Raw genomic sequence first — 13,011 nt, forward strand, 5'->3', positions numbered from 1 at the left:
ACCAGGAGACAACACCATGCAGCGCACCCAGGTGCTCATCGTCGGGGCGGGCCCCACCGGGCTGGCCCTCGCCGCTCAGCTACACCGTCTCGGCGTCAGCTTCCGGATCATCGACAAGCACGCCGACGTCCTCGAACTCACCAAGTCCGCGGCACTGCACGCCAGAACACTGGAGCACTTCCGCGACCTCGGCATCATCGACCGCGTCCTGGACGAAGGCCATCGAGTCGACGTCCTCCAATTGCGCACCGGTTACCGCGACCGAGTCACCGTCGACTTCCGCGACCTCGACGACGTCGCGTATCCGTACATGATCGACATCCCGCAGGCCCGCACGGAACACATCCTCATCGACCATCTCACCGCGGCCGGGGTAACCATCGAGCGTCCGGTCACCTGCACCGGGCTCGAGCAGACCGCGGACAACGTGATCGCGACGGTCACAACGCAAGACGGCGACACCACGACGATCGCGGCGGACTGGGTCGTCGGTGCTGACGGTGTCCACAGCACCATCCGGTCCCTGCTCGGAATCGAGTTCATCGGCGCCGACTACGCCGACGACTGGGTGCTCTGCGACGCCGTCGTCGACTGGCCGCTGCCCCGCAACGAGATGACCTTCTCCGGCGACAAGGAAGGCATCTACGGCGTGTTTCCGCTTCCCGGTGACCGTCGCTACCGGCTGGCGTACACCCAGAACCGCGGTCCCGACGGCGAACTGCTCGAACCAGATCTCGCCGACGCGCAACGGGCCATGGTCAGGACTGGAATCGAGGGCACGATCCAGTCCGTCGACCAGTTCTGGACGTTCAATCTCGCCCACAAACACGCCGCCCACTACCGCTCGGGTCGCGTGTTCCTGGCGGGCGACGCGGGCCACGTGCACACTCCGTTCGGCGGACAGGGACTCAACCTCGGCGTCGGCGACGCGATGAACCTCGGCTGGAAACTCGCCGCGGTCACCGCTGGACACTCGTACGCCGAGTTGCTCGACAGCTACGAGACCGAGCGACACAAAGTCGCGCAGCGAGTTGTCGCGTTCACCCATCTTGGCGCCAGAGCGATGTTGCTCCGTGGGGACCCGCGGCGGCACCTGCGCGATGCCGCGTTCACCGTGCTCAACGCGACCGCCACGGCACGGGCCAAGATGGCGCGGCGCTTCTCCCAACTAGGCCACACATATCGCGGCACCCCGCTCGCGAGCGGCCACAATGGACAACTGCACGCCGGTGATCGGATACCGGATTCGCTCCTGTTCGACGGCGTCGCCGATCGCACCGTGCGGCTGCACGACCTCGTTCCGTCGGGCCGCTTCACGATCATCCTCACCTCGCCCGACGACGCGACACCCGAACTTGACCAGCTCCGGGAACACGTTTCGGCCCTGTGCGAGACACATCCCGACGCCCTGTCGAGTTTCCTCCTCACCACCTCGTGGCATGCGGCGAGCACGGCGGACTCCGAGATGCCCGTGATCCTCGACCGGGGGCGCAACGCCGCGACGCTGTACGGGCGCGGTCCTGTCGCGTACGTCGTCCGGCCCGACCGCCATATCGGATACGCGGGCGCGCCGGATGCCGCCCGGCTCGACTCCTACCTGGCATCCGTGATCACCACATCCGGCACCACGAAAGACCGGACAACGTCCACCGCGGCGGCGAAGGAGAAGAAATGATGAGTAGGCACGCACCGGAAGCCAGGACCGAACAGGTAGAGCGCATCGACCTGATGCAGTCGACCGTGTACGCGGTGCGCGGACAACGCACCGTACTCGTCGACGCGGGTCCTGCCGGGCACGAGGCGCGGCTGCTCCGTCGTCTCGACCGCGCGGGAATCCCCCGCGAGGACATCGCCGCGATCGTGCTCACCCACTGTCATCCCGATCACGCCGGAGGTGCTGCCGAACTGCGGCGACGCCTGGATGTTCCGATCGCGGTACACGCGGCGGAAGCCAAGTGGGCAGCGGCGGGACGCAGCCACTTCTATCGCCCACTCCGCCCTTTCGGACATGTGCTGCGCCGGACTATGCGTCCAACCTTCCGCGCGTTCATCCCGGACATCGTGCTCGAACAGGACGGCGACCTTGATCAATTCGGGACATCGCTGCGGATGCTGCACACCCCTGGTCACACGCCGGGCTCCATCACCCTCGTGCACGGTCCAACCGGTGATGCGCTCGTCGGCGACCTGCTCGCGGGAAGCGTGCTACGCGACAACCGTCCGAACTGGCCGTTCTTCGCTCAGGACACCGCACAGATTCGCCGCAGCGTCCGGACCGTGCTGAAGGCGAACCCGCGTCGGCTGCTCTTCGGCCACGGTCGCCCCGCGTCCGCGCAATCGGTGGTACTGCGCTTCCCGTAGCCAGCCCCCTTCTGACACCACCGTTTTCACGAAAGGACAACCCATGACTCGAGAAGACATATCGTTCACCACAGGTGATGTGACATTGCGTGGCTGGATATTTCACCCACCCAACACGGGCGGTCCAGCCCCCACCATTGTCATGGCGCATGGCCTCGCCGCGGTGAAAGAGCAGTACCTCGATCGGTACGCCGAACGGTTCGCCGATGCGGGGTTACGCACGATCGTCTACGACCACCGCAACTTCGGTGCGAGCGATGGTGAACCTCGCCAGGACATCGACCCTTGGGTGCAGATCCGCGACTTCCAGCGCGCGATCAGCTACGCCCGTTCCCGCGACGACGTCGATGGTGATCGCATCGGTGTCTGGGGTACCAGCTTCAGCGGCGGGCACGTCCTCGTCCTCGGCGCTACCGACCCGCGAGTGCGCTGCGTCGTGTCCCAGGTCCCCACGATCAGTGGCGCCGAGGCCGCCCGACGCCGCGTCCCACCGCACCTCGTCGAGGCGGTCGAACATGCGCAAGTCGCCGATCTCGAAGCGATCCATGCTGGCGAACCGCCGCGACGCCGACCACTCGTCGACGATGGCAGCGGCGAGCAACCGGTCTATGTCGGAGCCGGCGCGAAGGCGTTCCTTGACCGACCCGACAGCCGACCAGACACGTTCGTCAACAACGTCACGCTCCAATCGCTCGCCAGGAACAGGAGCTACGAACCCGGCAGCTACATCACCGCGATCAGCCCGACACCACTACTGATGATCGTGACCGAACACGACGACGTCGCTTTCACCGACCTGCAACTGGACGCCTACCAGCGCGCCCGTGAACCGAAGCGCCTCGCCCTACTGCCTGGCGACCACTTCACCCCGTACGACGAGACGTTCGACGAAGCCGTCACCCAGGCCACCGAATGGTTCCTCGCCCACCTGACGCCCGGAGGTCAGCGATGATCAGCACCACGGAGCTCGTTCGTGCGGCCTGTCCACTCGTGCACCGGATCGGCGGCGCGTGGTTCTTCAGCGATGACGTCGCTCGCGCGGGCGCGAAGGTCGGCATCACCGACAAGTTCGCGCTGTATGCCGCTGGCCGTGGCGGTGTGCTCGGCGACTGCCACCCCGATGTCGTCGCCTCCGCTTTCGCCTTCTTCCCACCCCAGATCGTGACCGCCAAGTACCGCGAAGGAATCGCGGCGGCTCCGCCGACCGAATGCGCCCGCGCCTACGCGGAAGGCCTCGCCGCCTGGGGCGAACGGCTGCTCGGGGATCTCGCCGGCATGGATCGCCTCGCCCAACTCGCCCGCGCGATCGCCGATTCTGTTCACCCGATGGGCCTGCCGCTGTTCGCCGGGTGGCGCGCGCTTCCCGAGCCCAGCCATCCCGGCGCGGCCGCCGCCCTGGCGATGCAGGTCCTGCGAGAGCTCCGAGGCGACCTGCACATCCACGCCATCGTCGCCAGCGAACTGTCCCCGCTCGAGGCGATTCTGGGCAAGGACGGCCCCGAACGAGCCCGCGAACTGTACTACCCCGAGCCGTACCCGCCGCTGGAAGGTTTCGCCGATCGCCGCGATGCCGCGGAAGACCTCACCGACCGGCTGGTGACCCCGGCCTACGACGTGCTCGACAGGGACGACCGATCCGCCTTCCTCGACCTCCTGCATGCCGCGGCGGCCGCGACCGCACCACGCTGAGCGGTCCGGCAAGACCGAATGCGACACCAGCGGCGACGCCCGGCGCTGGGGTGGCGTGACCGCCCCGGCGTCGTCGGCGCGCTGCTCATCCTGCCCGCGCTACTGGGAGTTCTCGAACTGCTTTCGGTGCACACCCAGCTGAAGTTCCTGCTCATTCCCCCACTGGCCTCGATCGGCTACCGCATCTTCCGCGCCCCACACGCCGCGGCCACGCGTGCCCGCAGCGTCATCTTGGCACCCACCCTCGGCAGCCTGTGCGGTCTCCTGCTCAGTACGTGGAGTGGATTGACCACGCTGAGCACCGCACTAGCGGTGGCAGCCGGCATCCTGATCGTCGAGGCCGTCGCGGCCGACGCGCCACCTACCCTCGCGATCACACTGCTCGCCCTGTTCGGCACCGATCCTGATTGGACGTACCCGCTTTCGGTGCTCGTCGCGACCACCAGCCTTTACGTCGTATTTCTCGGCTGGCGGTGGCTCGCCTTCCCGTCCGCGTCAGGCACCGCGGCCGGGATCAGCGGCCGGTGGCGATCGATCAGCTCTCAGCGGCGTCGTCGAGCTGCTCGCGCAGGTCGTTGATCTCCTCCCGCGCGGCGGCGAGTTCGTTCTCAAGTCCGAGGATGCGACTAGCCGCGGCCAGGGTGTGCCCCTGGTCGAGCAGATCACGCAGTCTGGCGACGGTCTCGAGTTGTCGCCGGGAATAGCGACGATGCCCACCTTCCGAGCGCTCGGGCGTGACGATGTCGGCGTTGTCTAGGTTGCGCAGGAAGGCCTGCCGCACCTCGAGCAGCTTGGCGGCCTGCCCGATCGTGAACGTCGGGTAGGCCGGATCGTCGAGCTTGTCCAGATCGTTCACCGGAAACTCCTCCCCGAAAGACTCCTCGTCACACGGTCGGTTCATTATGCCGTATCGACTAACTATTCTGAATTATGTCTTGACATAAATCTACAGCTACTGATATAAGAAACGTAGTATATCGGTGAGCGATCTGGTCATCAGCAACGTCGGCACTCCGCGACCGCCGACGTGACGACAGAAGGGAGAGATGGCAAACATGGCCACGTTGATGCGAACCGATCCATTCCGGGAGTTCGACAGGCTCACCCAGCAGTTCCTTGGCTACACCGGCACCTCGGCGCGGCCGGCGGTCATGCCGATGGACGCGTATCGCACCGGCGACGAGTACGTGGTGCGGCTCGACCTGCCCGGCGTGACTCCGGACTCGATCGATCTCGACGTCGAGCGCAACGTGCTCACCGTCAAGGCCGAGCGCAAGGCCGACTACGGCGAGGACACCGATGTCCAAGTCGCCGAGCGGCCTCGCGGGGTGTTCTCACGGGAGCTGTTCCTGGGCGACACCCTGGACGCCGACAACATCAAGGCCGACTACGACGCGGGGGTCCTGACCATCCGTATCCCGGTCGCCGAGAAAGCGAAGCCTCGCAAGATCGAGGTCGGTGGCGCGGACCGCAAGAAGATCAACGCATAACGCCAAGGGGTGGTGCTGAGTCGGCCCGTGATGGCCGGAACAGCACCGCCCAGTGACACGGAGGTGTCCGGCATCACTACCACATCACCCGCGGTTCAGAGCCAGTCGCGACGTTTGAAAAGCAGGTAGAGGACAGCGCAGACGCCAACCATGATGCCGAGCGCCATCGGATAGCCGAGATCCCATTCGAGTTCGGGCATGACGCGGAAGTTCATCCCGTACACCGTGCCGATCACGGTGGGGGCGAACAGGATCGCCGCCCATGCGGAGATCTTTTTGACCTGCTCACTCTGGGCGTAGCTGGCCTCGGTTAGCGCGGTCATTTTCTCGTTCTGCGCCTGGGTAACCAGGGTGGCGTTGACGGTGAGGATGTTGGCGATCATCTGCCGGAAGCCGCTGACGCGTTCGGCGACCGTGGTGGCATGGTCGGCGACGTCGCGGAGGTAGCGGGACAGCTCTCCGCTCTCGTCGTCATCGGCCACCTCGTCACTGAGTTGCTCGAGAATCCCGAACAGTGGGCTGGTGGCACGCTGGAACTCGATGATCTGACGGGAGAGCTGGTAGGTGCGCTGTGACACGTTCGGGTCGCCGCCGAACACCTGCGTCTCGATCTCGTCGATGGTGTGTTGCAGCCCCGCGATCACGGGTGCGTAGCCGTCGACGACGGCGTCGAGAATCGCGTACAGCACGGCATGGGGCCCGTGCCGCAGCAGATCGGGCGCGTTCTCCATCCGACGACGGACCGCGGCGAGGTCAGGGGCGCGGCCGTGGCGGACGGTGAGCACGAAATCCGGGCCAACGAAGACGTGCAACTCGCCGAAGTCGACCTGCTCGTCGGCGTCGAGATAGCGGGTCGCTCGCAGCACCACGAACATGGTGTCGTCGTAGCGTTCCAGTTTAGGGCGCTGATGCGCGACGATGGCATCCTCGGTCGCCAGCTCGTGCAGTCCGAACTCCCGCGCGGCCGCTTGCAGCTCCGCCACGCTGGGTCGATACAGCCCGATCCACGCCATCGCATCGGGTTCCTCCTGCAGCACGCGGTAGGTCTCGGCCAGGCTGCCGGGCGAACGCACCCGTTCCCCGTCCCGATAGATCGCGGTGTCGATCAACCTGCGCTCTGGCCTGACGTCATCGATGACCTCGTGGTCGAGGTCCATGGACCGCTCGGGCGCCGCCGGTACCGGGTCAGCACGGTGTCGCACGGCCGCACGAGGTACCCGCAGCAGGCGCGGACGGCGCTGCGCCATCGTGTCGCACCTCCCTTCGCGCAGGCGGGTGTGACCGGGTTGGTTCCCGGCCACACCGATCAGGATTACTGGCCGGTGCGATGGTAAAGGTCACGGCGCGGGTCGAAATCGCTGGTGGCGTGAACTGCCGCTCCACACGATCAACTACCACGACCTCGTTCGGTGTCATCGTCGACGATCTCGGCGTCGACAACATCGTCCTGCCCCTGCTGGCTCCGCTGACCGCCGGTCGCGGCTCCGGCGCTGTCACCGCCTCCCGTCGCGGCCTGCTGGGTGTAGACCGCTTGGCCCAACTGCTGGGCCTGGGTCTGCAGTCGCTCGGTCGCGCTACGGATGGCGGTGACGTCGCTGCCCTTGAGGACCTGGTTGACGTCGTCGACCGCGGACTGTATCTGGTCGCGTGTCTGCTGGTCGAGCTTGTCGCCAACCTCGCCGAGTTGCCGCTCTATCTGGTGCACGAGACTCTCGGCCTGGTTGCGGGTCTCGGCCTCTTCGCGCCGCTTGCGGTCTTCCTCGGCGTGCGCCTCGGCGTCCTTGACCATCCGGTCGATGTCTTCCTGCGGCAACGACGAGCCACCGGTGATCTTGATGCTCTGTTCCTTGCCCGTGCCGAGATCCTTGGCCGAGACGTGCACGATGCCGTTGGCATCGATGTCGAAGCCGACCTCGATCTGCGGCACACCCGCTGGCGCGGGCGGAATTCCGGTCAGCTCGAAGCTGCCCAGCTTCTTGTTGTGCGCCGCGATCTCGCGCTCACCCTGGAACACCTGAACCGTGACAGCGGGCTGGTTGTCCTCAGCGGTGGAAAAGATCTCCGACTTCTTTGTCGGGATCGTAGTGTTGCGCTCGATGAGCTTGGTGAACACGCCGCCCTTGGTCTCGATACCCAGCGACAGCGGGGTGACGTCGAGCAGCAGGACATCCTTCACCTCGCCCTTGAGCACACCGGCCTGCAGCGCCGCACCGACGGCGACGACCTCGTCCGGGTTGACGCCCTTGTTCGGCTCCTTGCCACCGGTCAGCTCCTTGACCAAGTCCACAACCGCGGGCATCCGGGTCGCGCCACCGACGAGCACCACATGATCGATATCGGACGCGGCGATCCCCGCATCGTCGAGCACCGACCGGAACGGCCCACGAGTGCGGTCCAGCAGATCGGACGTGATCCGCTCGAACTCTGCCCGCGTCAAGGTCTCGTCGAGAAACAACGGGTTCTTGTCCGCGTCGACGGTGATGTAGGGCAGGTTGATGTTGGTCGTCGACGAGCTGGACAGCTCGACCTTGGCCTTCTCGGCGGCCTCCTTGATGCGCTGCAGCGCCATCCGGTCCTTGGTCAGGTCGATGCCGTGCGATGCCTTGAACTTGTCCACCAGCCAGTCGACGATGCGCTGGTCCCAGTCGTCACCACCGAGGTGGTTGTCACCGCTGGTCGCACGCACCTCGACGACGCCCTCACCGAGCTCGAGCAGCGAGACGTCGAAGGTGCCACCACCGAGGTCGAAGACCAGGATGGTCTGCTCTTTCTCGCCCTTGTCGAGGCCGTAGGCGAGCGCGGCCGATGTCGGCTCGTTGACGATGCGCAGCACGTTGAGGCCCGCGATCTGGCCGGCTTCCTTGGTGGCTTGGCGCTGGGCGTCCTCGAAGTACGCGGGCACGGTGATGACCGCGTCGGTGACCTCCTCGCCGAGGTAGGCCTCCGCGTCGCGCTTGAGCTTCATCAGCACCCGGGCGCTGATCTCCTGCGGGGTGTAGTTCTTCCCGTCGATCTCGGTCTTCCAGTCGGTGCCCATGTGCCGCTTGACCGACCGGATGGTGCGGTCCGAGTTCGTCACCGCCTGGTTCTTGGCGGGCTGACCGGTAAGCAGCTCACCGTTCTTCGCGAACGCCACCACCGACGGCGTGGTGCGAGAGCCCTCGGAGTTGGCGATGACCGTCGGCTCGCCACCTTCCAACGCGGCGACGACCGAGTTCGTCGTACCCAGATCAATACCGACCACGCGCGCCATGCTCGTCAAACCTCCCTTCGCCAGTTCTCGAACGTTGTCAGTTGCCGACCGCGGGACGCACTGAAACAACTCCCGTCATTGCCAACGACAGACTCAACTTCATTGTTTCCACCGCATCAAGTTCACCTGGTGTGCGGGCACAGCCGCCACCTGGGAAACGGTGGTACGTCACGTCGACCGCCATGGGTTTAGCCGGACAAGACCCCGGCAAAACCGACCAATGGCCGTCGAGGGGACGTATGCCGCTGAAGGAGGTGACGCGATGAACGTGAAGCTGTACAACCCGAAACGCGAAGTGCGGGTTCCCGGGCCGTTGCGGGTCAAGGACCTGTGCGACCACCTGGGCTTTCCGCAGCAGACGGTGCTGGTGATCAAGGACGACGAACTCGTCACTCGCGAAGCGGTACTGGAAGACACCGACACGGTCGAGATCCGTCCAGTCATGTCGGGAGGCGCGCGATGAAGTGCCGACGTTGCGGAGCGGAGGCGGTAATCGAACTACCCCAGCACCGGACGGCGTTCTGCGCCGACTGCTTCCTGCACCACTGTCGCAACCAAGTGCGGCGCAGCATCGACAGCTACCACATGATCGACAACACCGAGCGGCCCCTGGTGGCGGTCTCGGGCGGCAAGGATTCCCTCGCGGCATGGGACCTGCTGCTTGAGCTGGGGTACCAAGCCGACGGCGTCTATCTCGGTCTCGGGATCGGTGAGTACAGCGACCGTTCTGGCGAATACGCCCGCGACTTCGCACGGCAGCGCGATCTCACACTGATCGAGATCGACCTGGCCACCGACGCCGGGTTCACTATCCCCCAGGCCGCCGCCCAGCGCCGCACGCCCTGCTCGGCATGCGGGCTGTCCAAGCGCCACCTGCTGAACAAGATCGCACTCGACCACGGCTACCGGGTGCTGGTCACCGGCCACAACCTGGACGACGAAGCGGCCGTGCTCTTCGGCAACGTCACGCGCTGGGACCTGCGCTACCTCGCGCGCCAGCAGCCCGTCCTGACCGAGCAGGACGGCTTCGCGCGGCGCGTCAAACCGCTTGTCAGGCTCAGCGAACGTGACACGGCCGCCTACTGCGTGATCCGAGGAATCGACTACCAGGTCGAGGAATGTCCCCTGGCCGCGGGAAACCGGCACCTCGGCTACAAGGAGTTGCTCAACCAGATGGAAGAGCGCACGCCTGGTGCCAAGATGGACTTCTACAACGGATTCCAGCGACGGATGCGCCCGCTGCTCGACAGCATCGCCACCAAGGAAAAGGGCGAGCTGAACCCGTGCGACCAGTGTGGCTCCCCGACGACAGGACGCCTGTGCGCCTTCTGCCGCCTCACCGAGCAAACCACCAAGCCGGGGCGCCCAGCCGAGTCCTCACCTCGGTGAAGTTGTATTCGCTGGAACAATTTAATTACTCCATCCGTTGTCATTATTGGATGAATGCTGAGGTGGTGAGGGCAACGGAAGGAGGTGACAGGCGTGCGGCGCCCCGGCGCGCTGTCCACCGCGGCCCGGCTGACCATGCTGGGCGAGACTGTCACCGCGTTACGTCTCACGCCAGCGTCCCTGCTGTCCGGCGAGCGGATACCGCGCGTTCTCGTCTCGGTCGCGGCAGAGGTGTTTCCCGAATGCGATGCCGTGTGGGCCACGATGAGGGACGACGAGTACACATCCATCCTCGACGCCGAAGGCCACCGGCTCGCGGCGTCGCTGTCATTCGACAGCGGTACCAGGGAGACCAATGGTGGGCCGAGGAGGGCCGCGCTGGTGCTCTACCGCACCCGGTACGAGTTCGATACCGTCGACGACGTGCTGCTGCGCGTACTGATCACGACGGTAAGCGCGGCGATCGACGCGGCACGGTACCGGTGGCAAACCGAAAACCTCCACCACGCCATCGCGTCCCGCGCCGAGATCGAACAAGCCAAAGGCATGATCATGGCGATGCGCGGTAGTAGCGCTGACGACGCGTTTCAGATGCTGGTCGAGCAGTCCCAGCTCACCAATACCAAGCTCGCGCTCATCGCCCGCGACATCGTCGACATCGTCGCGCGCGACGGCGAAGCGTCACGGCGCCACGATCAGGCCAGCACGAACGGGTAACCGGGTCAGGAAGGCACCGACCGTCATCCGCCCGCCCGCTCGATCTCCTGCCACGGCGGCGCTTGGTGCCCCGCGTCAAACGACTCGCCGTCGATGACCGTGATGGCCGCGCGTCGCACGCCCACATCCGGTGGACGAACAGGCATTCGCGACTCCGGCTGCCCGGAGTCGCGCGCAACACCGGACGACAGCTCGCGCAGGTCTTCGACAGCAGGGGCGATGAGTAACCCGGCTGTGGTGAGACATCCATACATCGCGTGCAGGTCACGCTCCAGTTCACCAAGAACGTGCTGGTTGGTGTCGCCAAACGCGGCTTCCGCGCGTTCCCGCAACAGGCCGACCAACGTGGTCAGCTCTCCCGCGATCTCGTGGATGTCCTCCACTGTTTGCCGAACATCGAGCAGACTCGGCGTCCGGTTGGTCAACGTGCGCCTGGCGTGAGCGATGCACTGGTTCGCTTCCGACAGCGGCCGCCATGGCAGCTGGGTACGGTTATCGCCGTCCACGGATAATCCAACCTCCTCCCGAGCGGTGCGCCCTGCCCTCGGGCACGGTCATCGGACCGTCACACACGGCACCCAAATTCGTGGTCTGTGCCATAGGCTCGGGAAACAGTTCACGGATGCGGAGACACCGCCGGCGAACACCCGGGCATCACTCACCACGGCCGCGCACTCGCTCGTGCGTCACAAGGGATCGGCGGCTACGTGGCTGAACCGCTACTCGGATTCTAGGAATCGCCCTGCGACACCACAAGCCCGCGCCGTGGCCTGCCTGACCGGTCCGGGAAACACAAACACCACGTGCACCGTTGACACCGGTGAGAGTAACTGTGGCTTCGAGGGGTGCGGGGAGGTGAGTCAAGTGACATCGCGGCGTGTGCGTCCTGGTCCTGGTGAGTTGCTCGACACGGCTGGTCACTCGATCGCGCGGGCCGTGCGCCAACTGTTATCAGCGACCCCGGCGGCGGGTGGAGTCACGCACGAGCAGTTGCGTGACATCGGCTGGCAACTGGTCCAGCTCACCGGCACGATGTCGGAGTTCGCGACGACGACGGCGTTGCGGCTTGATGAACACAGCCGCACCCGCCTGCTGCGTGCCGCCGAAGGTGGCGATCCCACCGAGTCGCTCACCACAGCCGCGCGCGAGCTGGCCGAGCTTCGTCAGGCGCTGGAAGCCGCCGAATCGGCCGCCCGCGAATACTACGACGCCATGAGCCGATTGGTGGTGGCCACCGACCCGACGTTGACGGAGGCATCCGCCACGGATTCACCGTACGGTGACGAGCAGTGACACCACCGGCTACGAGGTGAGCTATGGCAGTGACCCAATTCGGCGACGTCCGCGTCGAGCGGTGCCACAAACGTGTCCGCGCGGTACTAGCGGGCCAGACGGTCGCGGATTCCAGGCGCACGCTGCTGGTGTGGGAGCGCCCCTACCATCCCGTCTACTACTTCCCGCGCGACGACGTGCGCACCGAGTTCATCGGCGAACCCACACGCACCGAGCGGCGAGACAAACTCGGCGACGCACACCTGCACGCCCTTGCCGTTGGCGAACACGAACACCCCGAAGGGGTGGTTACCTACCCTGACTCGCCAGTCGCCGAGATCCGCGACCACCTGCGGTTGCGCTGGAAAGCGGTGGACTCCTGGTTCGAGGAGGACGAGGAAATCTACACCCACCCGCGCGATCCTTACATCCGGATCGACATCCTGCCCAGCTCCCGCCATATCCGGGCCGAGGCAGGCGGCGTCACGGTCGCCGAGTCACACCATCCGCATCTCCTGTTCGAAACCGGGCTACCGGTGCGCTACTACCTCCCCAAGACCGACGTCCGGCTTGACCTGCTCGTACCAAGCGACACCGTTACCCGCTGCCCGTACAAGGGCACGGCGGAGTACTACTCGCTGCGCGTCGGCGACACCGAGTACCGTGACGTGGCCTGGTCCTACCGCACTCCCCTGCCGGAAAGTCAGAAGATCGCCGGACTGGTGTCATTCCACGACGAGAAGCTCGACCTCGTCGTCGACGGCGCGCCCATGAGGAACGAGGCCTGACACGAATCGACACCTGGGCCGATCGTCTGGCGCCCAGTGCGTGATCGATCGC

15 protein-coding genes are annotated in these 13,011 nt (G+C 65.7%); 11 read left to right on the forward strand and 4 right to left on the reverse strand.

What is annotated here, in order from left to right; genetic code table 11:
• Positions 1-16: 16 nt before the first annotated feature.
• Genes ACFQGD_RS24000 through ACFQGD_RS24020 form a run of 5 tightly spaced genes read left to right on the forward strand, consistent with a single transcriptional unit; the run spans position 17 to position 4,629 of the window.
• Complete coding sequence (locus ACFQGD_RS24000) at positions 17-1,675, forward strand: FAD-dependent monooxygenase (RefSeq protein WP_345400211.1); 1,659 nt, start codon at positions 17-19, stop codon at positions 1,673-1,675.
• Positions 1,675-2,361: an MBL fold metallo-hydrolase gene (locus ACFQGD_RS24005; RefSeq protein WP_345400208.1), complete on the forward strand. Its 687-nt coding sequence runs from the start codon at positions 1,675-1,677 to the stop codon at positions 2,359-2,361. The genes ACFQGD_RS24000 and ACFQGD_RS24005 overlap by 1 nt, the downstream gene beginning before the upstream one ends.
• A gap of 43 nt (positions 2,362-2,404) precedes the next feature.
• Positions 2,405-3,313, forward strand: a complete 909-nt coding sequence (locus ACFQGD_RS24010) for an alpha/beta hydrolase (protein ID WP_345400205.1) — start codon at positions 2,405-2,407, stop codon at positions 3,311-3,313.
• Positions 3,310-4,050 (forward strand): SCO6745 family protein, encoded by a 741-nt coding sequence (locus tag ACFQGD_RS24015; protein WP_345400203.1) that lies wholly within the window; start codon positions 3,310-3,312, stop codon positions 4,048-4,050. The genes ACFQGD_RS24010 and ACFQGD_RS24015 overlap by 4 nt, the downstream gene beginning before the upstream one ends.
• Before the next feature lie 18 nt (positions 4,051-4,068).
• On the forward strand, positions 4,069-4,629 hold the full coding sequence (locus ACFQGD_RS24020; RefSeq protein ID WP_345400200.1) for an HPP family protein: 561 nt from the start codon (positions 4,069-4,071) through the stop codon (positions 4,627-4,629).
• On the opposite strand, the gene ACFQGD_RS24025 is transcribed toward ACFQGD_RS24020, so the two are convergent.
• Positions 4,586-4,906 carry a helix-turn-helix domain-containing protein gene (locus tag ACFQGD_RS24025; protein WP_345400197.1) on the reverse strand — a complete coding sequence of 107 codons (321 nt, stop codon included), beginning with the start codon at positions 4,904-4,906 and terminating at the stop codon, positions 4,586-4,588. The two genes, ACFQGD_RS24020 and ACFQGD_RS24025, sit on opposite strands and share 44 nt — an antisense overlap.
• A 199-nt stretch (positions 4,907-5,105) precedes the next feature.
• Here ACFQGD_RS24025 and ACFQGD_RS24030 point away from each other — a divergent pair, with 199 nt between their 5' ends.
• Positions 5,106-5,540, forward strand: a complete 435-nt coding sequence (locus tag ACFQGD_RS24030) for an Hsp20/alpha crystallin family protein (RefSeq protein WP_345400194.1) — start codon at positions 5,106-5,108, stop codon at positions 5,538-5,540.
• 95 nt (positions 5,541-5,635) lie between these two features.
• On the opposite strand, the gene ACFQGD_RS24035 is transcribed toward ACFQGD_RS24030, so the two are convergent.
• Entirely contained in the window at positions 5,636-6,787 is a 1,152-nt protein-coding gene (locus tag ACFQGD_RS24035; RefSeq protein WP_345400191.1) for a magnesium and cobalt transport protein CorA, read from the reverse strand.
• Positions 6,788-6,927: 140 nt separating this feature from the next.
• Positions 6,928-8,793, reverse strand: a complete 1,866-nt coding sequence (gene dnaK / locus ACFQGD_RS24040) for a molecular chaperone DnaK (protein WP_390221101.1) — start codon at positions 8,791-8,793, stop codon at positions 6,928-6,930.
• 262 nt (positions 8,794-9,055) lie between these two features.
• Here dnaK and ACFQGD_RS24045 point away from each other — a divergent pair, with 262 nt between their 5' ends.
• The 3 genes from ACFQGD_RS24045 to ACFQGD_RS24055 all read left to right on the forward strand — a co-directional run bounded on the left by ACFQGD_RS24045 (position 9,056) and on the right by ACFQGD_RS24055 (position 10,899).
• The gene (locus tag ACFQGD_RS24045) at positions 9,056-9,256 is read left to right on the forward strand and encodes a MoaD/ThiS family protein (protein WP_345389476.1); all 201 of its coding nucleotides are present in this window, start codon (positions 9,056-9,058) and stop codon (positions 9,254-9,256) included.
• A complete protein-coding gene (locus ACFQGD_RS24050) occupies positions 9,253-10,182 on the forward strand; it encodes a TIGR00269 family protein (RefSeq protein ID WP_345389479.1) in 930 nt (309 codons plus the stop codon). Before ACFQGD_RS24045 ends, ACFQGD_RS24050 begins: the two co-directional genes overlap by 4 nt.
• 93 nt (positions 10,183-10,275) lie before the next feature.
• Positions 10,276-10,899, forward strand: coding sequence for an ANTAR domain-containing protein (locus ACFQGD_RS24055; RefSeq protein WP_345389483.1), 624 nt, complete (start codon positions 10,276-10,278; stop codon positions 10,897-10,899).
• A 23-nt stretch (positions 10,900-10,922) separates the two neighbouring features.
• On the opposite strand, the gene ACFQGD_RS24060 is transcribed toward ACFQGD_RS24055, so the two are convergent.
• Positions 10,923-11,405 (reverse strand): hypothetical protein, encoded by a 483-nt coding sequence (locus ACFQGD_RS24060; RefSeq protein ID WP_345389486.1) that lies wholly within the window; start codon positions 11,403-11,405, stop codon positions 10,923-10,925.
• A 358-nt stretch (positions 11,406-11,763) separates the two neighbouring features.
• Between ACFQGD_RS24060 and ACFQGD_RS24065 the strand changes: the two genes are divergently transcribed.
• Together ACFQGD_RS24065 and ACFQGD_RS24070 are read left to right on the forward strand one after the other, a co-directional pair.
• The gene (locus ACFQGD_RS24065) at positions 11,764-12,192 is read left to right on the forward strand and encodes a hypothetical protein (RefSeq protein WP_345389489.1); all 429 of its coding nucleotides are present in this window, start codon (positions 11,764-11,766) and stop codon (positions 12,190-12,192) included.
• A gap of 23 nt (positions 12,193-12,215) precedes the next feature.
• Entirely contained in the window at positions 12,216-12,959 is a 744-nt protein-coding gene (locus ACFQGD_RS24070) for a DUF427 domain-containing protein (protein WP_345389491.1), read from the forward strand.
• Positions 12,960-13,011 lie beyond the last annotated feature (52 nt).

The sequence above is a fragment of the Haloechinothrix salitolerans genome, assembly GCF_042662605.1.
Classification (GTDB): domain Bacteria; phylum Actinomycetota; class Actinomycetes; order Mycobacteriales; family Pseudonocardiaceae; genus Haloechinothrix_A; species Haloechinothrix_A salitolerans.